The 19,276-nt window shown below is 58.4% G+C and carries 11 protein-coding genes and 7 pseudogenes; 8 read left to right on the plus strand and 10 right to left on the minus strand.

The window, feature by feature from the left end:
• The first annotated feature begins 70 nt into the window (after window positions 1-70).
• Window positions 71-1,801 (plus strand): arginine--tRNA ligase, encoded by a 1,731-nt coding sequence (gene argS, locus AC6I8M_RS07630; RefSeq protein WP_010616329.1) that lies wholly within the window; start codon window positions 71-73, stop codon window positions 1,799-1,801.
• Window positions 1,802-1,837: 36 nt separating this feature from the next.
• Here argS and AC6I8M_RS07635 read toward each other — a convergent pair.
• The 3 pseudogenes from AC6I8M_RS07635 to AC6I8M_RS07645 all read right to left on the minus strand — a co-directional run.
• Window positions 1,838-2,074: pseudogene (locus AC6I8M_RS07635) on the minus strand (flagellar protein FlhE); the annotation flags it as partial.
• A gap of 66 nt (window positions 2,075-2,140) precedes the next feature.
• Window positions 2,141-3,776: pseudogene (locus AC6I8M_RS07640) on the minus strand (flagellar biosynthesis protein FlhA).
• Window positions 3,769-4,439, minus strand: a pseudogene (locus AC6I8M_RS07645) (EscU/YscU/HrcU family type III secretion system export apparatus switch protein). The pseudogenes AC6I8M_RS07640 and AC6I8M_RS07645 overlap by 8 nt, the downstream one beginning before the upstream one ends.
• A 639-nt stretch (window positions 4,440-5,078) precedes the next feature.
• Here AC6I8M_RS07645 and AC6I8M_RS07650 point away from each other — a divergent pair.
• The 3 pseudogenes from AC6I8M_RS07650 to tssM form a co-directional block, all read left to right on the plus strand.
• A pseudogene (locus tag AC6I8M_RS07650) lies at window positions 5,079-5,570 on the plus strand (SH3 domain-containing protein).
• A gap of 85 nt (window positions 5,571-5,655) precedes the next feature.
• Window positions 5,656-6,693 (plus strand): annotated as a pseudogene (gene icmH, locus AC6I8M_RS07655) (type IVB secretion system protein IcmH/DotU).
• Window positions 6,693-8,467, plus strand: a pseudogene (tssM, locus tag AC6I8M_RS07660) (type VI secretion system membrane subunit TssM); the annotation flags it as partial. The pseudogenes icmH and tssM, both read left to right, overlap by 1 nt.
• Before the next feature lie 340 nt (window positions 8,468-8,807).
• Here tssM and AC6I8M_RS07665 read toward each other — a convergent pair.
• Window positions 8,808-9,372 (minus strand): annotated as a pseudogene (locus AC6I8M_RS07665) (gamma-glutamylcyclotransferase); the annotation flags it as partial.
• Between the two features lie 409 nt (window positions 9,373-9,781).
• On the opposite strand from AC6I8M_RS07665, the gene chaA reads away from it, so the two are divergent.
• Entirely contained in the window at window positions 9,782-10,876 is a 1,095-nt protein-coding gene (gene chaA, locus AC6I8M_RS07670) for a sodium-potassium/proton antiporter ChaA (protein WP_010616324.1), read from the plus strand.
• Window positions 10,877-11,081: 205 nt separating this feature from the next.
• Here chaA and kdsA read toward each other — a convergent pair whose 3' ends face one another.
• The 6 genes from kdsA to hemA are packed head-to-tail and all read right to left on the minus strand — an operon-like array spanning window position 11,082 to window position 16,387.
• Window positions 11,082-11,936: a 3-deoxy-8-phosphooctulonate synthase gene (gene kdsA / locus AC6I8M_RS07675; RefSeq protein WP_010616323.1), complete on the minus strand. Its 855-nt coding sequence runs from the start codon at window positions 11,934-11,936 to the stop codon at window positions 11,082-11,084.
• Window positions 11,937-11,974: 38 nt separating this feature from the next.
• Window positions 11,975-12,772: an invasion regulator SirB1 gene (sirB1, locus tag AC6I8M_RS07680; protein ID WP_010616322.1), complete on the minus strand. Its 798-nt coding sequence runs from the start codon at window positions 12,770-12,772 to the stop codon at window positions 11,975-11,977.
• Complete coding sequence (locus tag AC6I8M_RS07685) at window positions 12,769-13,167, minus strand: SirB2 family protein (RefSeq protein WP_010616321.1); 399 nt, start codon at window positions 13,165-13,167, stop codon at window positions 12,769-12,771. The genes sirB1 and AC6I8M_RS07685 overlap by 4 nt, the downstream gene beginning before the upstream one ends.
• Before the next feature lie 9 nt (window positions 13,168-13,176).
• Window positions 13,177-14,007 carry a peptide chain release factor N(5)-glutamine methyltransferase gene (prmC, locus tag AC6I8M_RS07690; protein WP_010616320.1) on the minus strand — a complete coding sequence of 277 codons (831 nt, stop codon included), beginning with the start codon at window positions 14,005-14,007 and terminating at the stop codon, window positions 13,177-13,179.
• Window positions 14,007-15,089 carry a peptide chain release factor 1 gene (prfA, locus tag AC6I8M_RS07695; RefSeq protein ID WP_010616319.1) on the minus strand — a complete coding sequence of 361 codons (1,083 nt, stop codon included), beginning with the start codon at window positions 15,087-15,089 and terminating at the stop codon, window positions 14,007-14,009. The genes prmC and prfA overlap by 1 nt, the downstream gene beginning before the upstream one ends.
• Before the next feature lie 41 nt (window positions 15,090-15,130).
• The gene (gene hemA / locus AC6I8M_RS07700; protein WP_010616318.1) at window positions 15,131-16,387 is read right to left on the minus strand and encodes a glutamyl-tRNA reductase; all 1,257 of its coding nucleotides are present in this window, start codon (window positions 16,385-16,387) and stop codon (window positions 15,131-15,133) included.
• Window positions 16,388-16,603: 216 nt separating this feature from the next.
• Between hemA and lolB the strand changes: the two genes are divergently transcribed.
• From lolB to prs, 3 genes are all read left to right on the plus strand, one after another.
• Window positions 16,604-17,230, plus strand: a complete 627-nt coding sequence (gene lolB / locus AC6I8M_RS07705) for a lipoprotein insertase outer membrane protein LolB (RefSeq protein WP_041387114.1) — start codon at window positions 16,604-16,606, stop codon at window positions 17,228-17,230.
• Window positions 17,227-18,084 carry a 4-(cytidine 5'-diphospho)-2-C-methyl-D-erythritol kinase gene (ispE, locus tag AC6I8M_RS07710; protein WP_498013750.1) on the plus strand — a complete coding sequence of 286 codons (858 nt, stop codon included), beginning with the start codon at window positions 17,227-17,229 and terminating at the stop codon, window positions 18,082-18,084. Before lolB ends, ispE begins: the two co-directional genes overlap by 4 nt.
• A 137-nt stretch (window positions 18,085-18,221) precedes the next feature.
• Window positions 18,222-19,169, plus strand: coding sequence for a ribose-phosphate diphosphokinase (gene prs, locus AC6I8M_RS07715; protein WP_010616315.1), 948 nt, complete (start codon window positions 18,222-18,224; stop codon window positions 19,167-19,169).
• The last annotated feature ends 107 nt before the right edge of the window (window positions 19,170-19,276 follow it).

A 19,276-nucleotide genomic window follows, 5' to 3' on the forward strand; every position in this document is an offset into this window, starting at 1 on the left:
CACGCACGCGGGATGACGACATCGGCTCGCCCTCAGCTGGCGGGCCTTTTCAGCATATAAAGGTAACGCGGTGAATATTCAGGCTCTTCTTTCCGATAAAGTCAGTCAGGCGATGGTGGCGGCAGGCGCACCGGCCGATTGCGAACCGCAGGTTCGTCAGTCTGCAAAAGTGCAGTTCGGCGATTACCAAGCGAACGGTATCATGGCCGTGGCGAAAAAGCTCGGTCAGGTGCCGCGCCAGCTGGCTGAACAGGTAGTTCAGCATCTGGATCTGGCTGGCATCGCCAGCAAAGTCGACATCGCCGGTCCCGGCTTTATCAACATCTTCCTCGACCGCCAGTGGCTGGCACAGCAGGCCGCGCAGGCGCTGCAGCTGCCACGCCTGGGCGTCAGCGAGGTGACACCTCAGACTATCGTGATCGACTACTCGGCGCCCAACGTGGCGAAAGAGATGCATGTCGGTCACGTGCGATCCACCATCATCGGTGATGCCGTGGTGCGCACCCAAGAGTTCCTAGGTCATCACGTCATCCGCGCTAACCACGTCGGTGACTGGGGCACACAGTTTGGCATGCTGATCGCCTATCTGGAGAAGCAGCAGAACGAGCATCATGAAGATATCGCGCTGGCCGACCTGGAAGCTTTCTACCGCGAAGCGAAACGCACCTATGACGAAGACGAAGCCTTTGCCGAGCGCGCACGGGGTTACGTGGTGAAACTGCAGGGTGGCGACGAATATTGCCGCGCCATGTGGAAGAAGCTGGTGGATATCACCATGAGTCAGAACCAGCAGGTGTATGACCGCCTTAACGTCACCCTGACGCGTAAGGATGTGATGGGTGAAAGTTTGTATAACGACATGCTGCCGGGCATCATAGCCGATCTGCGCGAAAAAGGGCTGGCGGTCACCAGCGAAGGCGCCACCGTGGTCTTCCTTGATGAGTTTAAAAACAAGGAAGGTGAACCGATGGGCGTGATCATCCAGAAGAAGGATGGCGGCTATCTCTACACCACCACCGATATCGCCTGCGCCAAATATCGCTATGAAACGCTGCATGCCGATCGCGTGCTGTACTACATCGATTCCCGCCAGCATCAGCATCTGCAGCAGGCGTGGACCATCGTGCGCAAAGCGGGCTACGTGCCGGAGTCGGTGCCGCTGGAGCACCATGCGTTCGGCATGATGCTGGGCAAAGATGGCCGTCCGTTCAAGACGCGCAGCGGTGGCACCATCAAACTCTCCGATCTGCTGGATGAAGCCGTTGAGCGCGCCCATGCGCTGGTGAGCGAGAAGAATCCGGAGATGAGCGCGGCAGAGCTGAAAGAGCTAGTGGAAGTGGTCGGTATCGGCGCGGTGAAATACGCCGACCTGTCGAAAAGCCGCACCACCGATTACATCTTCGACTGGGACAACATGCTAGCGTTTGAAGGCAACACCGCGCCGTACATGCAGTATGCCTACACGCGTGTGCTCTCGGTATTCCGTAAAGCGGGCATTGAGGCAGACAGCCTGCGCGGCGATATCATCCTGACTGACGAGCGCGAAGCGCTGCTGGCGACCCGTCTGCTGCAGTTTGAAGAGACCATCACCCAAGTCGCGCGCGACGGCACGCCGCACGTGATGTGTGCTTATCTGTACGATCTGGCCGGTCTGTTCTCGGGCTTCTATGAGCACTGCCCGATCCTCTCCGCGGAAGAGGAAAACGTACGCAACAGCCGTCTGCAGCTGGCTGCGCTGACGGCGAAAACCCTGAAGCAGGGGCTGGATACGCTGGGCATCAAAACCGTCGAGCGAATGTAAGCCTAAAAAAACCCGCTGCGGCGGGTTTTTTACTGGCTATTGATAATTGACCATCACTTCACTGCTCACCACCCGCAGGCCGGGCAGCAACGCGCCCTGCCCCTGAAATCCGAAAGCCAGATGCAGCGTTTCATCGGCTGCCACGTTGGCGAGGCCGCGCGTGCTGCCGCTGGCGCCGTCCAGCTCCACGCAGCGCTGGCTGGCGCACAGCCGCACCACCAGACCTGATGGCACCGGTCGGCTCAGCGTATAGCGCCAGTTCACCACCGAAATAGGTCCCTGGAGCCGCCGAGGGCACTTTGAGCGCCGCCAGCAGCCATGAGAGCGCCGCGCCGCGCATTATTTGGCGCCTATGGTAGCAGTCATGCGGATCTGCCGGTTATCGGTCAGCTCCATATTGGACAGCACCACCAGCAGCGCCCGCTGCGGATGGTTAACCAGCAGCACCGGCGGCGCACCGGTCATCTCTTGCTGCTGCAGCGCGGCCTGCGCCTGCATCAGCAGCCGATCGGCAAGACCCGGTTCCAGACCGCCACCGCCCTGCAGTGCCTGCAGCAGCAGACGCTCCAGCGTGGCATCCAGTCCAATCACCTGCACTTCGCCGTTACCCGGGAACCACTGCTGGGTAATCGCGCGGCCCAGCGCTACGCGCACCACACTGGTCAGTTCCTGCGGATCGTTCTGCACCGGCGCATGTTCGGCCAGCGTTTCGATAATGGTGCGCATGTCGCGGATCGAGACGCGCTCGGTCAGCAGATTTTGCAGCACTTTATGCAGCGTGGTCAGGGTGATCACGCCTGGCACCAGATCTTCCGTCAGCTTTGGCATCTCCTGGGTGACGCGGTCCAGCAGCTGCTGCGCTTCCTGACACCCAAACAGCTCGCTGGCGTACTGGCCGATCAGGTGATTAAGGTGGGTAGCCACCACGGTACTGGCTTCCATCACGGTGTAGCCCTGAATTTGTGCCTGCTCTTTCAGCGCGCTATCGATCCAGATGGCCACGAGGCCAAACGCCGGGTCAACCGTCGCTTCACCCGGCAGCGTGCCCGCCGCCGTGCCCGGGTTGATCGCCATCCAGCGTCCCGGATAAGCATCGCCGCTGCCAATCTCCACGCCCTTCATCAGGATGCAATAGCGCGCCGGCGGCAGCTCCATGTTGTCACGAATGTGCACCACCGGCGGCAGGAAGCCGACCTCCTGCGCCACCTTTTTACGGATACGGCGGATACGCCCGAGCAGCTCGCCGTTTTGCAGATGATCGACCATCGGAATCAGGCAATAGCCCACTTCCATGCCCACCAGCAGGCCGCCGATAACGTTGATCACCATGATCAGGATGCCGGCGATAGCGTCGCCGCGCACAAACTTACTGGCACCGTCCATCGAGCCGTAGAAGTCCGCTTCCTAGGTAACCTCGGTGCGCCGGCGTTTGGCTTCGTCTTCACCAATCAGGCCGGCGTTCAAATCGGCATCGATCGCCATCTGCTTGCCGGGCATACCATCCAGCACGAAACGCGCGCCCACTTCGGCGATACGTCCGGCACCTTTGGTGATGACCATAAAGTTGATGATCACGAGGATGATGAATACCACGAATACCAATGGCGAAATTACCGCCTACGAGGAAGTGACCAAAGGCTTCAACCACGCGCCCGGCAGCATCAGCACCCGTATGCCCTTCCAGCAGGATGATACGCGTTGAGGCGACGTTCAGCGCCAGACGCAGCAGCGTTGAGAACAGCAAAATGGTCGGGAAGGCAGCGAATTCCAGCGTGCGCTGGGTGAACATCGCCACTAGCAGCACCATGATGGACAGCGCAATGTTGAAGGTAAACAGCAGGTCAAGGATGAACGCCGGCAGCGGCAATACCATCATTGACAGGATCAGCATGATCAGCACCGGACCAGCCAGCACCTGCCATTGCGTGTCTTTAAAATTGCCCGGTAAACGCAGCTTTTCGGCCAGATTAGCCATGGTTGGTGTTCTCTCCTGCAAAGTCCATCTCTGCCGGGACCGGCAGATGTTTTGGTTTGTTTGGAATCAGGCCGCCTTCGCGCTTCCAGCGTCGCAGCTGCCAGACCCACGCCAGCACTTCTGCCACGGCGGCATAGAGCGCGCCGGGAATAAACTGGCCAATTTCAGTATGACGATAGAGCGCACGCGCCAGCGGCGGCGCTTCCAGAATCGGTACGCGGTGCTCTTTAGCGATTTACCGAATGCGCAGGGCAATGTCACCAGCGCCTTTGGCAATCACTTCGGCGCGCTCATCTTGCCTTCCTCATACTGCAGCGCCACCGAGTAGTGCGTCGGGTTAGTCACGATAACGTCTGCCTTCGGCACGTCGGCCATCAGCGGCAGCAGCGCGATCACCGCCTGCATCACCAGGTTGCCGATGTGCGAGACGATAATTTTATCGTCGTTGACCATGCCGTGGTCAAAGCGGAAGTCGGTGGCCACCATGCTGGCCAGCCGTTGCGCCATATTGTGGCCGCCCAGCCAGATGATCAGCAGCCCGGCCAGCAGCATCAGTACCGAAGTCAGCTCGCGCGAACGCGGAATCTGCCCCTCCTGCCGTGCTTTCTCAAGTCGGTGGGGGGTGGGCGATTCTGTTTTGTCCTCGTTGCTCTCTTCAGCCACGACATACCTCAGCTGGCAGGAATTCTGAGCATAGAATGCCAAAACCCTTCGGGTCTAAAGCGCGGATTAAGCGAGAAAAAGATGGGTTTATTTAGCCATAAGTGAAATCAGGACCTGCGCTAACCTACCGCGGGCAAATCATCAGCGAACGGTTCCGCGACCTTTGCTGCTCGATACTGGTTAAGTGGCAGAGCCAAGCAAAAGCCGTGCCGGACTGGCTGGGCTACAGACGCGGCTGCGCCCGGAAATTCCGAAAATCATAAAATTGTTTCGCCGCGCAATTTTTTTTCTCTGAAAAATAGATAAATCTTATTTATCAATTCCCCTTAGCACCCTCAGGGGGCAAATGTCGCGCCGCACGCCAGCCGCGCTTGCTTACGCAAATAAATTAATGCAGCTTATCTATCGTCCCAGCCAGAACGATCGCGGCGTGCCGTTAAGGCGCTTTTTCGCCCGGTAGCACGGGATTTGCCGCGGTGCAATGGTTTGAATTCTCAAAAGTCTTAGGTAGACTGAAGTCAGCACTATCTTTCTGTAATTTGACTGTTTTTTAGTGGTCTTCTCACTGCATAATCTGCCCGCCCGCTGGGTGCGTGCCGGATACGACTCTGCAGCGATATTGATGAAAATTTGAGGACCATGGTGAATAAGAGTCTCTTGCTAACGCTGCTGGCGGCTTTAACGCTGGCGGGATGTAAAGCGCCTCCACCGCCCGTGACGGATGACACCCTGGTCACCAGCGAAGTGAACGGCGTAAAACTGGTTCATCGTCATGCAGTGGCAGCACCCGGTGAATTTACCCTGGTGAATGAGAGTTTTCGCGCGCTGTATGCCGCCTCTGTGATGACCCTGCCGGATTACGGCGGCAAAGTGGTCCGTTATCTGGATAACGCTCAAACCTTCGAGGTGCTGGGTCGCGTCGAGCACAACTGGCTGGCGATTGCAGAAGAACCCAGCGGCCAGTTGATTGGCTACGTGCCCCCCAAAGCCGGCGTGGAGAACAGCCGCTATGACGGCCACGCTGCGCAGCGACCGGCCGCGTCCCCGTAGTACAAACAGGTCTGCGTGGCCGTGGGTGGCGCCAGTAAAGCATGCCGCACTAATGATACCGCGACCTGGATCTTAGACTGATGATGCAATCCGGCGCATATTGCCCGCAGCACACCGCTGCTTTGCGGGCTAACCGTTCCGTTATTGCCAGGATAATCGAGATTTAATGACTCAGGACTCCCTTGCCCGCGATGGCATTGTCGCGGGCAACGATAACCTTTTGCTCAATGCCGCAGCCCCGATTCTGAATGCCGTGGTGCGTATACGGCAGGCGGCGACGCACGACGATCCCGCCGGCCTGCGTCAGCTGCTGATTGAAGAGATCCGCCAGTTCGAGCAACGCTGAAAGCAGGCGGGTTTGCCGTTTGAGATGATCATCGGCGCACGCTACTGCCTGTGTAGCGTGCTGGACGAAGCGGCGGCGCAAACCCCATGGGGCACGCGCGGCGTCTGGTCCGGCAACGGCATGCTGGTGACCTTCCATAACGAAAGCTGGGGCGGCGAAAAAGTGTTCCAGCTGCTGTCGCGCGTGTCGCAAAGCCCGCAGCAGCATTTATGGCTGCTGGAAGTGATTCACTACTGCCTGCTGCTGGGCTACGAAGGGCGCTATCGCGACAGCGACAGCGGACGCGCACAGTGTGAAGGCATCCGTAAACGGCTGTCGCAGCTGATTGCGGAAACCCGCCCGGGCACCACCACCGCGCGCGCCGCTGGTGGAAGTGCATCCGCTGGTCAGCACCCTGACGCGACCGATGGTGCCGCTGTGGGCCTGCGTCACGCTGGCTACGCTGATTACCTGTCTTATCTACAGCGGACTCAACTGGCGGCTGGGCAATGCGGCCGAACCGCTGCTGCGCGCCATCTATCAAACCCCGCTGCCGCAAATCATGCCGGGGCGCCGGCCGACCTCACCGCAGGCGCTGCTCGATCTGCATCAGCGTCTAACGACGTGATTGCTGCAGGCCAGCTGGAAGTGAGCGACGGTGCCTTTGGCAGCAAAGTGATCATTCCTGCGGACAAGCTGTTTGCGCCGGACGGTACGGTGGTGAACCAGGTTGGCCGCGCGCTGCTGGCGCACGTTGCCAGCGCGATGAAGACGGTAAAAGGCACTGTGCTGGTATCGGTATATACCGATAATCGCCCGGTGGAGATCACCCTGTTTGCGGCACCGGAAACCCTCGGCAATCATCAGGGAGGCCAGTGATGCGCGCATCACTCCAACATTTGTTAACCCATCGCCTGCTGTGGGGCCTGATTGGCGTCACGGCGCTGAGCTGCGTGCTGTGGATGCTCGGTCCGCTGTGGAGCTGGGGCGATACTCGTCCACTGGAGCCGGTATTCCCGCGCCAGCTGGCGGTCAGTCTGCTCTATTTCTGCTGGGTGCTGTTCCAGTTTATTCCCGCCATCTGGCGCGGCTGGTTTAACAGCAAGCTGCTCAATCGCCTGCAGGAGATGAGCCACGAAGAAGCGTCCGATCGCCAGGCGACCGAAACGCTGCTGACCCAGCGCTTCAGCGAAGCGGCGCTGCGGCTGAAACGCACCCAGTTTGGTCGACCGGCATCAGAAAAGCTGGCTGGCGCGTTTTCAGAGTCACTATCTGTATCAGCTGCCGTGGTACGTGATGATAGGCGCGCCCGGCGCCGGTAAAACCACCGCGCTGCTGAACGCCGGTCTGGAGTTTCCGTTAACTGACAGTCTCGGCAAAGAGGCGGTACGCGGCGTTGGCGGCACGCGTAACTGCGACTAGTGGTTCACCGACAGCGCAGTCTTAATCGACACCGCGGACCGTTACGCACTGCAGGAGAGCCAGCGCGCGCGACGGCGCCGAGTGGCATAACTTCATAAAACTGCTTAAGCGCTACCGCACGCGCCAGCCGCTCAACGGCGTGATCATGACCATCAGCGTGGCCGACCTGCTGACCGATTCCGCCGAGGCACGTCACGCCTAGGCCAGCGCACTGCGCAGCCGGATGGTCGAGCTGCATCAGCAAACCGGCATTCACTTCCCGGTGTATGTGATGGTCACCAAAACCGACCTGCTGAAAGGGTTTATGAGCTTTTACGGCAACCTGAGTAAGCCGCAGCGCGATGCCATCTGGGGCTTCACCTTCCCGTGGGAACCGGGCAAGCCGCATAAAGATGACTGGCATCGCAGCTTTAGCGAGCGCTTTCAGCAGCTGGAGCAGCGTCTGCAGCAGCAGCTGGCCGACGTGATGGCCGGTGAGCGCTATCTCACCCAGCGCGCTGACAGCTTCCTGTTCCCGTAGGAATTCAGTTCGCTGCGCCCGTTACTCAACGAATATCTCGACGTTGTGTTTTCCCGCCATCAGGATGAGATTGCCTGGTCGGCGCGCGGCCTGTTCTTCACCAGCGGTACCTAGGAAGGCCTGCCGTTTGACCGCATCATGGGAGAACTCAACCGCAAGCTACAGCTGCCACACACCGGCGAGTCGAGCCTTGCCGCGTGCGATAGCGTTAACCGCAGCAATCCAATTCCGGGTACCAAAGGCCAGAGCTTCTTTATTCCCGACCTGTTGAGCGACCTAGTGTTCCGCGAAAGCGACCTCGCCGGCAGCAACAGTCACTGGGAGTATCGTAACCGGCTGCTGCACTGGATCGGTTACGGCGCGCTCACCGGCACGCTGGTGCTGCTCTCCGGTTTGTGGCTCACCAGCTATGTGCAGAACCAGCGTTATCTCGATCAGGTCGCGGCGCGTATCGGGCCGATTACCGCGCAAAGTCAGCAGGTTATTCATCAGCCAGCCGATAATATTTTTGATCTGCTACCCTTCTTAAATAACCTGGTGAAACTGCCGCTGTCGGCGCATTTTTCTCTCGACAATCCACCGCTTACCATGCGCGCTGGACTGTATCGCGGTAACCAGGTGAGCGATGCCGCATGGGTGCTTTATCAAAATGCGCTTAAGTCGATTGAACCGGTGACGCCACGCAATGTGCGCCGTCTGTCGCCCGCCCTGCTCGCCGCGGCTGCCGTGGCGTTGCTTGCCGTGGTGGTCGTGGTCTGGAAAGCCAATCGCCCGAGCGACGCACCGCCGGTGGCGGCCAGCAGCGCCCCGGCGACGACGCCCTCAGCGGGCAGCACGCCCGCCAACAGCGCGCCAACCATGGCGACGGTTTACCTGCAGTTGCAGGCAGGGGAAAATATCGTGCTGAACGGTGAAGCGAAGGATGTGAAACCCACCAGCAGCGGTTTCGCCTCGCTGAACCTAGCGGCAGGCAGCTATCGTATTGAAGTGCATCAAGGCAGCCAGGTGCGCAGCCAGATGCTGACGATTAACCAGCCGGGCACCTGGCTGATTAATCCGGGTAATTGAGGTTAGCCGCGCGCACTTCGGCCGCAAGGCGCGTTAACGCCTCTTCCTGCATGCCGCGTTTGCCCATCTCCTGTTCCAGCGAGAACAGATACTGCGCGTTGCTGCCGAGCGGGCCGCTGGCCTGAGCGATCAGTGGAGCAATGGTGCTGCGGCAGGAGTCGGGTTCATACAGCGGATGACGCGGATCCATGATAAACACCAGCGCCGTAACCGTACGGCCATCCTCCAGCGTCAATTCACACCTAAGTGGGCAGATAGCAGCCGGTGATCATTTCCCGTTTCCACAGCAGCTCAAGCTCTTCATGCAGGCGCGCTTCCGGCAGGCGAAACGCCAGACCACTGGTAGAACCGCCCTCTTTCAGCGCCAGCATCCGTCCCGGTGCGGCAACGGTGCCGCGTCCGGCGGTCAGCCGCAGGCAAAAAGCACGGTGCCAGCCCTCAAGCCGTCCGGTCGCCACCTCTTCCGCTTCAAAGACCGGGTTCCACATCAGGGAACCGTAGCCGAAGATCCAGACCGGGCTTTGATCGGGACGACAGGCAAGCGTGGCGCACGCTTGCCGGCAGTTCCCGGTTCGATGAATAAGGCATAGTTCCTCCTGTTTCAGGTTCCCTTTATAAGCCTGGAAGAGAACGGCAAAAACGCAAACCTGCTATTTCATACTTTTGCCAGCAAAAAAAGCTGATAGCGAGGATAAGGCCAGATGATTCAGTTCTCTTCTTCCTCCTTTCGCGCAGGATAGATGAGAAAAACGCAACATTAACCTGCTGATAAAAATGGTTAATTTGCTGATTAACGCTATTTTTGCTTCGTTCAGATAAAAATGACAAAAAGTAAAAACGCGTAAAAAATCTGCGTGAGCAGTGGTGAAAAGTTACACTGCGCTTCATCAGATGAGTCACTATATTTATCAGGCAGCAATTGCCTGTTTTTGTTCTTTTTGCCGAAGAGGATGGCGCATGGCTGGACATGAGAAGACCCGACACAGCGAGTATTCGCTGATTTTCCCGATTCTGGCGCTGGCGGTGCTGAGCTTTTTTGGCGGCCAGACAGCGCTTCTGCCGGTGATCGGCATAAATCTGCTGGCGCTGGTGGCGATTTTAAGCAGCGCCTTCAGCGTAGTACGTCACGCCGACGTTCTGGCGCACCGGTTAGGTGAACCTTACGGCTCGCAGATCCTCAGCCTGTCAGTAGTAATTCTGGAAGTGAGCCTGATTTCGGCGCTGATGGCGACCGGCGATGCGGCGCCCGCACTGATGCGCGATACGCTCTACTCCATCATCATGATTGTTACCGCCGGACTGGTGGGCTGTGCCCTGCTGCTTGGCGGGCGTAAATTTGCCACCCAGTACGTTAACCTAGCCGGCGTGAAGCAGTACATGATCGCCATTTTCCCGCTGGCGATTCTGGTGCTGGTGTTTCCTAATGCCCTGCCCGGCGGCAATTTCACCATCGCGCAGGCGCTGATCATTGCGGCGATCTCTGCGGCGATGTACGGCGTGTTCCTGCTGATTCAGACCAAAACCCACCAGAGCTTGTTTGTTTACGAGCATGAAGACGAGAGCGATGATGGCGACCCGCCGCACCACGGCAAACCTTCCGCGCACAGCTCGCTGTGGCACACCGCGTGGCTGATTGTGCATCTGATTGCGGTGATTAGCGTGACCAAGATGAACGCCAACTCGCTGGAAATGCTGCTCACTGAAATGAACGCGCCGGAGCAGTTCACCGGCTTCCTCGTCGCGCTGCTGATTCTGTCGCCGGAAGGTCTGGGCGCAATCAAGGCGGTGCTGATGAATCAGGTGCAGCGCGCGATGAACCTGTTTTTCGGTTCGGTGCTGGCCACCATTTCATTGACGGTGCCGACGGTGACCATTATCGCCACTCTGACCGGTCAGCAATTGATTTTCGGCCTTGAGCCGCCGCATATGGTGGTGATGAGCGCGGTGCTGATTCTGTGCCACATCTCGTTCTCCACTGGCCGCACCAACGTGCTCAACGGCGCAGCACATCTGGCCCTGTTTGCCGGTTATCTGCTGACGATTATGCTGTGACGTTGAAGTGAGTATAAGGCTGATACGGTCGCCATAAATGGCGACCCTACAACGCAGGGTGCGCATTCATGCTCACCAGGTGAATCGGTCGTCATAAATGGCGACCCTGCAATGTAGGGTGCGCATTCATGCGCACCTGGATAAAGATATCTTAACGGCTTAATGACGGGGAGGGTTGCAACGTCATTTTGCTGATTGATAACAATCAGTTACTGGTGTCCAGCTCCGGGAAACTTTTAACCAGATCGTCGATGGCTTTCATCTGCGCCAGGAACGGTTCCAGCTTATCGAGCGGCAGCGCGGACGGGCCGTCGCATTTGGCGCTGTTCGGCTCCGGGTGCGCTTCGATGAACAGACCGGCGATGCCTACCGTCATGCCCGCACGCGCCAGTTCTGCAACCTGCGCACGACGACCACCCGAAGCCGCGCCAAACGGATCGCGCGTCTGCAGCGCATGGGTGACGTCAAAAATCACCGGGCTGTTGTTAGTGACTTTCTTCATCACGTTGAAACCGAGCATATCAACCACCAGGTTGTCATACCCGAAGTTGCTGCCGCGATCGCACAGAATCACCTTGTCGTTGCCGCCTTCGGCAAACTTATCGACGATATTGCCCATCTGGCCCGGGCTAACGAACTGCGGCTTCTTTACGTTGATCACGGCACCGGTTTTCGCCATCGCTTCCACTAGGTCGGTCTGACGCGCCAGGAAGGCCGGCAGCTGAATCACATCCACCACGTCGGCAACCGGCTGCGCCTGCCAGCTTTCATGTACGTCAGTGATAATTTTCACGCCGAACGCCTGCTTCAGCGCCTGGAAAATTTTCATGCCTTCGTCGAGGCCGGGACCACGGTAAGACTTGATGGAAGAGCGGTTAGCTTTGTCAAAAGAGGCTTTGAACACATACGGAATGCCGAGCTTGTCGGTTACCTTCACGTAATGTTCGCAGATGCGCATGGCGAGATCCTGGGATTCCAGCACGTTCATGCCGCCGAAGAGAACAAATGGCAGATCGTTTGCGACCTTGATATCGCCGATACTCACTACTTTCTGTGTCATGCCCTTTCCTTAAATGTCGAGGGACGCTTAGTGCAGCGTCACCTGTTCTGTTCAATTGCGTGGATCTGCACTTTGATCATCTCGTTGACCGGGTCTTCAGGACACTGTTCAACGAAATAGGTCAAATCGGTCAGTGCGATATGCTCGCACTCCAGCCGGGCGTAAATCAAACCGCGGTCGCGAATCTCATAGGGATCGTCCGGGTCGATTTGCAACAGCACCTGGCTGACGTTGAGCGCCAGCTCCATCTGCTTCTCATCCATCAGCGCCGCTTTCAGCGTGTCGAGCATTTTGCGCATCACGCTGACGGTTTTCGCTTCGTCGAGGTCGTCAGAGTAGAGCTTTGCCGTCGGGCTGATGTTGCCCTTCAGCCACACTTCCAGCGTATGGGTGTCGAGCGTCTCACCGTTAAACGGATTGATCAGCCACATTTCACCGTCGAGCCAGTCGGCACGCAGAATAAGCTGCGTCGGGAAAATCACCGGCATCAGCGGCAGTTCAAGCTCATCCGCAATGTGCAGCAGAATCACGCCGAGCGATACCGCCGTACCCTGCCGGCTCTTCAGCACTTTATCGATCCACAGCGCGTCTAACAGATTGTAGACGCCGCTGGCACCGCCAAAGCCCCACTGCTGGTAAAACAGATCGAGCAGCTTCTCCAGCTGCAGATCCGCATTCTGTTCGCTACTGACATAGCGCAGCGCCTCTTCAACCAAGTCAGCCAGCTGCTGCTGGACGGAAGGCGCGGAAAAATCATTGCGTATGGCGCAGGTCGCGCCAATCACCGCTTCACTTAACTGTGTTTCACTGTAATCAAGTTGCACTGGCGAGGTCATACTATCCCCAATAACGGCATTTTGGTCATCGCCAGTTTAATCACCAGCAATAATGCGACCACGGCGACTAAACAGGCGACCCAGCGGGTCGCCATGCTGCGCGGGCGACGACTCAATGCCACGGAACCTAAGGCGATGTAGATGATAACCGCTAACAGCTTCTCCGTCAGCCAGCTTCCTTGTGGGGTAAACGGATAAAAGTGGGTAATCAGCACCAGCAGTGCACCGCTGAGCAGCAGGAATGTATCGTTGATGTGCGGCGCAATGCGCACCCAGCGGCGCTGCAGCAGTGCAGATCCGGTGGTCAGCCAGTAAAAACGCAGCAGAAACAGCGTGATGGTGATCGCGACTGTCAGCAGATGTAAATTTTTAATCAGCGGATACCAGCTGGCCATAGTGCTTCCTTAAGTAAGTTGTCCAAGCGTGACGCGCGGATTGCCGCCGTAATCCTCAACGGTGGTGACCGCCAGGAAACCGTTACGGGTCAGCAGCGTGCGTACGGCTTCGCCCTGCTGCCAGCCGTGTTCCAGCAGCAGCCAACCCTGCGGCTGCAACCAGTGCGGCGCGCGTTCAATGATTAATCGTAAATCGGCCAGCCCGGCCTCCTCCGCCACCAGCGCGCTGAGCGGCTCAAAACGCACGTCGCCCTGCTGCAGATGTTCATCGGCGGCATCAATGTAAGGCGGATTGCTGACAATCAGATCGAAACGTTGGGCGGGCAGATCGTCGAACCAGTGGCTGAGCACAAATCCGGCATTGGTGAGGTGCAGACGCTGGGCGTTGTCCTGCGCCAGCGCAACCGCAGCTGCGATGCGATCGCAGCCGGTAATCTGACAATCGGGCCGCTCGCTGGCCAGCGCCAGCGCAATGGCGCCGGTGCCGGTACCGAGATCGAGCACCGCGGACGGCGTCGCGGGCAGCCGCAGCAGCGCCTGCTCCACCAGCACTTCGGTATCCGGACGCGGAATCAGCGTGGCATCACTGACGCGCAGCGGCAGCGACCAGAACTCGCGTTCGCCCACCAGATGCGCAATCGGCTCACCGCGCACGCGGCGTGCCAGTAACGTCTCCAGCTGTGCCAGTTGAGCATCATTGAGAGGGCTGTCGTCAAACGCTATCAGCCCGCTGCGCGACTTGCCGGTGACAAAACCCAGCAGAATCTCCGCGTCGCGCTTCGGGCTATCGCCTCCGCACAACGCAGCCTGCGCCTGCTGCAGCCAGCGCCAGAAGTTCATCACTCCTGCCCGGCCAGTGCGGCCAGCTGGTCAGCCTGATACTCCTGCACAATCGGCTCGATCAGCGTATCCAGCTTGCCTTCCATGGTTTCGTCGAGGCGGTAGAGTGTCAGGTTGATGCGGTGATCGGTCACGCGTCCCTGCGGGAAGTTATAGGTACGGATTCGGTCGGAACTGTCGCCGCTGCCCAGCAGGTTACGCCGCGTCGAGGCTTCCGCCGCCTGGCGCTTCGCCATTTCCGCCGCGTGAATGCGTGCACCCAGCACCGCCAGCGCTTTGGCTTTGTTTTTGTGCTGCGAGCGCTCATCCTGACACTCCACCACGATGCCGGTTGGCAGGTGGGTGATACGGATCGCCGAATCGGTGGTGTTAACGTGCTGACCGCCCGCGCCGGAAGAGCGGAAGGTATCGATTTTCAGATCGCCCGGATTGATATCCGGCAGTTCGGCTTCCGGCAGTTTCGGCATCACCGCCACGGTACAGGCAGAGGTGTGAATGCGCCCCTGCGATTCGGTTTCCGGCACGCGCTGCACGCGATGGCCGCCGGATTCAAACTTCATGCGACCGTAGGCACCGTCACCGGTGATACGCGCAATCACTTCTTTGTAGCCGCCATGCTCGCCATCGTTGGCGCTCATGATTTCCACCTGCCAGCGACGCGCTTCGGCATAGCGGCTGTACATACGGAACAGATCGCCGGCGAAAATCGCCGCTTCGTCGCCACCGGTGCCGGCGCGCACTTCGATAAAGCACGGACGTTCATCATCGGGATCTTTCGGTAACAGCAGCACCTGAAGCTGCTGTTCCAGCACCTCGCGCTTGTCGCGCGACAGTTTCAACTCTTCCTGCGCCATGTCGCGCATTTCCGCATCGTCGAGCAGCATTTCAGCCGTTTCGACATCTTCCTGCACCTGCTGCCATTCGCGGAAACAACGGGTGACGTCGCTCAGCTGGGCATATTCACGTGATAACGCGCGGAAACGGTCCTGATCGCCAATCACGCCGGCATCGCCCAGTAACGCTTCAACTTCTTCATGGCGTTCCTGCAGCGCTTCCAGCTTGGCAACAATCGAGCTCTTCATCTAATAGAGGGTATCCCAATGATAGGTCGTGACAGACCAGATTACTCTAAATCGAGGCTGTCACGTAAGATCTGCAGGCGTTCGCTGTCGCCGTCGCGCGCGGCCTGCTGCAGTGATTTGGTTGGTGCATGAATTAAACGGTTGGTGAGCTTGTGTGCCAGCTCCTGCAAGACTTTTTCGGCATCAGCACCCTGACGCAACGCAGCCAGCGCGCGATCCTGCAGCTCGGCACGCACGTCGTCGGCCTGCGCGCGGTATTCGCGGATGGTCTCACCGGCGCTTTGCGCGCGCAGCCAAGCCATGAATTCGCCGCTCTCCTGCACCACAATGCTTTCCGCCTGCACCGCCGCCGCTTTGCGCTGCGCCATGTTCTGCTCGATGATCGCCTGCAGATCATCCACGCTGTACAGATAGGCGTTAGCCAGCTTGCCCACTTCCGGCTCAACATCGTGCGGCACGGCGATATCGACCAGCAGCATGGGCTGATTGCGGCGCGCCTTCAGCGCCCGTTCCACCATGCCTTTGCCAATAATCGGCAGCGGACTGGCGGTTGAGGAGATAATGATATCGGCATCGGCCAGACGGGTTTCAATATCGGCGAGACCAATCACTTCGGCGCCCACTTCGTCTGCCAGCAGCTGTGCGCGTTCGCGCGTGCGGTTGGCGATCATCAGTTTGCGCACGCTGTGTTCGCGCAGGTGACGCGCCACCAGTTCGATGGTTTCACCGGCACCGACCAGCAGCACGTTAACGCTGCTGAGTGATTCGAAGATCTGACGGGCTAAGGAGCAGGCAGCAAAGGCGACCGAGACCGCGCTGGCGCCGATTTCGGTTTCCGTGCGCACGCGCTTGGCCACCGAGAAGGTTTTCTGGAACATGCGTTCCAGCTCGCTGCTCAGCGCATGGTCGCGCGAGGAGTCAGCATGGGCTTTTTTGACCTGACCGAGAATCTGTGGCTCGCCCAGCACCAGCGAATCGAGTCCGCTGGCCACGCGCATCAGGTGGCTGACCGCCGCGTTGTCCTGATGCCAGTACAGGCTGTTGCGCACGTCCTCTTCACGTAAGTCGTGATACTCGCACAACCAGCGCACCAGCCGCTCCTGCAGATCGGTCTGCTGCTCTACGCTGAGGTAGAGTTCCGTCCGGTTACAGGTAGAAAGCACCACCCCGCTCTGCACCATCGGCTGAGACAGCAAGCTGTTCAGCGCCTGGTCCAGCGTGTCTGGCGTGAACGAAACGCGTTCGCGCAGCGCAACAGGAGCGGTTTTGTGGTTGATTCCGAGAGCAAGCAGCGTCATGGTGATTCGAGTTGGGAAGTCCCAATAATTGTCAGGTTTTATGTTGCGTATTCTACAAGATGCAACAGATCAAGAAAAGCCATACAAAGCCTATGACTGTAATAAGATTAAACTGATCGTGCGCAATTATCCTGACATCGCCATTGACGGCACAGAGACGGATGGTTAGCGTTACCGGTTACGACGTAAAAACGTGTCTGAGGAGACGACCACGTGATGCATTTGCCCCCGCGCCAGCTGTTGCGCCTTTTGCCCCTTGCCAGCGTGTTGCTGGCTGCCTGTAGCATCAATAAACCCCAGCAAGGTCCCGGTCCCAGCACGACATCGCCGCAGTGGCAGCAACATCAGCAGGCGGTAGCAAAAATTACCCAGTACCAGACGCGCGGTGCTTTTGCCTATCTGTCGGATAAGCAAAAAGTTTATGCCCGCTTCAACTGGCAGCAAACTGCTGCAGACCGCTACCGTCTGCTGCTGACTAACCCGCTCGGCAGCACAGAACTGCAGCTCGACGCGCAGGGTTCCGTGGTGCAGATTGTCGATAACAAAGGCAAACGCTACGTCAGCAACGATGCGGAGAGGATGATTTCCCCGCTCACCGGCATGGATATTCCGCTGGCGAACCTGCGTCAGTGGATGATGGGTCTGCCAGGCGACGCCAGCGACTACCAGCTGAACAATAACTATCAGCTGCAAAGCCTGACCTACAGCCGCAACGGCCAGCAGTGGAAGGTGAATATCAGCGATTACGACAACAAGGTGAACCCGCCGCTGCCGGCCAACCTCGAACTGACCGAAGGCGGTCAGCGCATCAAACTGCGCATGGATAGCTGGACCACACAATGATCACCACCTGGCCCGCGCCGGCAAAGCTCAACCTGTTTCTCTACATTACCGGCCGTCGTGCAGACGGCTACCACAATTTGCAGACGCTGTTTCAGTTTCTCGATGTTGGCGACACCCTGGAGATTACCCCGGATAACAGCGGCAGTATCACCCTGCTGACGCCGCTCGACGGCGTGGCCGATGAAGACAACCTGATCGTGCGGGCGGCGCTGGCGCTGCGCGCCGCAGCGGCGGACAAAGGCACGCTGCCGCCGCAAGCCGGTGCCCGGATCGAGCTGGAGAAGCGCCTGCCGATGGGCGGTGGTCTGGGCGGTGGATCGTCTGATGCGGCGACGGTTCTGGTGGCGCTGAACCATCTGTGGCGCACCCAGCTTAGCGTGGATGAGCTGGCTAATCTTGGCGTGCGCCTCGGTGCCGATGTGCCGGTATTTGTGCGCGGCCACGCGGCATTTGCCGAAGGGGTCGGCGAGCAATTGCAACCCGCGTTTCCGGCGGAAAAATGGTATCTGGTGGCCCATCCTAGCGTCAGCATCGCCACCCCGGATCTGTTTCGCGATCCTGAACTGACGCGCGATTCACCAATACGCACATTAGATGAACTGTTGCAGCGTCCTTTTCACAATGATTGTGAAGCGGTAGCAAGAAAACGTTTTCGTGAGGTTGATGCGCTGCTTTCCTGGCTGCTAGAATACGCGCCGTCGCGCCTGACTGGGACCGGCGCTTGCGTGTTTGCTGAATTTGACACCGAGTCCGCTGCTCGTCAGGTGCTGGAGCTTGCCCCGAAATGGATGTGCGGATTTGTGGCGCGTGGGCTTAATCTCTCGCCGTTACAGCGTACCCTTTCCTGGCTCTAAGCGTAAACGTGACAGTGTCACCCTGTTCCAGACACTGCACGTGACGCATTAACACACCCGTATGAACAGGCTCAAACGTATTCGCCGGTTATTTTTGAGCGGTTCATTCTCTGGACGCCAAGCCTGAGGTTCTTCTCGTGCCTGATATGAAGCTATTTGCTGGTAACGCCACCCCGGAACTAGCACAACGTATTGCCAACCGCCTTTACACCAGCCTCGGAGACGCCGCTGTCGGCCGTTTCAGCGATGGCGAAGTAAGTGTACAGATTAATGAAAATGTACGCGGTGGTGATATTTTCATCATCCAGTCCACCTGTGCCCCCACCAATGATAACTTGATGGAGCTGGTTGTGATGGTCGACGCACTGCGTCGGGCTTCTGCTGGTCGTATTACTGCTGTAATCCCTTACTTTGGCTATGCCCGTCAGGACCGCCGCGTGCGTTCTGCCCGCGTGCCAATTACCGCCAAAGTTGTGGCTGATTTCCTCTCCAGCGTCGGCGTGGACCGTGTACTGACGGTTGACCTGCACGCTGAACAGATCCAGGGCTTCTTTGATGTCCCGGTGGATAACGTGTTCGGTAGCCCGATTCTGCTGGAAGATATGCTGCAGATTGGTCTGGAAAACCCGATTGTGGTTTCGCCGGACATCGGTGGCGTAGTGCGCGCTCGCGCTATCGCCAAACTGCTCAACGACACCGACATGGCCATCATCGACAAACGTCGCCCGCGTGCGAACGTGTCGCAGGTGATGCACATCATTGGTGACGTTGCCGGACGTGACTGCGTACTGGTCGACGATATGATCGACACCGGCGGTACGCTGTGCAAAGCGGCTGAAGCACTGAAAGAGCGCGGCGCGAAACGCGTGTTCGCTTACGCAACCCACCCAATCTTCTCTGGCAACGCGGTGGAAAATCTGCGCAAATCAGTGATTGATCAGGTGATTGTTTGCGACACCATTCCGCTGTCGGAAGAGATGAAGTCACTGCCAAACGTGCATACGCTGACGCTGTCTGGCATGCTGGCCGAAGCCATTCGTCGTATCAGCAACGAAGAATCGATTTCGGCGATGTTCGAACATTAATTGTTCGCGAAAAACCGGGCGGCCCTGCCCGGTTTTTTATTACCTGAGCGCGGAGTAACATCCCGACAAAGCCGCTTCCGCCGCCAATATTTGCGCGATAAATGGCC

It is taken from the genome of Type-A symbiont of Plautia stali (assembly GCF_059731155.1).

Excerpts from the sequence above, each read along its gene's own strand:
- chaA (WP_010616324.1), top strand. The coding sequence starts at position 9,782 with ATGGCTGGACATGAGAAGACCCGACACAGCGAGTATTCGCTGATTTTC.
- kdsA (WP_010616323.1), bottom strand. The coding sequence starts at position 11,936 with ATGACACAGAAAGTAGTGAGTATCGGCGATATCAAGGTCGCAAACGAT.
- sirB1 (WP_010616322.1), bottom strand. The coding sequence starts at position 12,772 with ATGACCTCGCCAGTGCAACTTGATTACAGTGAAACACAGTTAAGTGAA.
- AC6I8M_RS07685 (WP_010616321.1), bottom strand. The coding sequence starts at position 13,167 with ATGGCCAGCTGGTATCCGCTGATTAAAAATTTACATCTGCTGACAGTC.
- prmC (WP_010616320.1), bottom strand. The coding sequence starts at position 14,007 with ATGAACTTCTGGCGCTGGCTGCAGCAGGCGCAGGCTGCGTTGTGCGGA.
- prfA (WP_010616319.1), bottom strand. The coding sequence starts at position 15,089 with ATGAAGAGCTCGATTGTTGCCAAGCTGGAAGCGCTGCAGGAACGCCAT.
- hemA (WP_010616318.1), bottom strand. The coding sequence starts at position 16,387 with ATGACGCTGCTTGCTCTCGGAATCAACCACAAAACCGCTCCTGTTGCG.
- lolB (WP_041387114.1), top strand. The coding sequence starts at position 16,604 with ATGCATTTGCCCCCGCGCCAGCTGTTGCGCCTTTTGCCCCTTGCCAGC.
- ispE (WP_498013750.1), top strand. The coding sequence starts at position 17,227 with ATGATCACCACCTGGCCCGCGCCGGCAAAGCTCAACCTGTTTCTCTAC.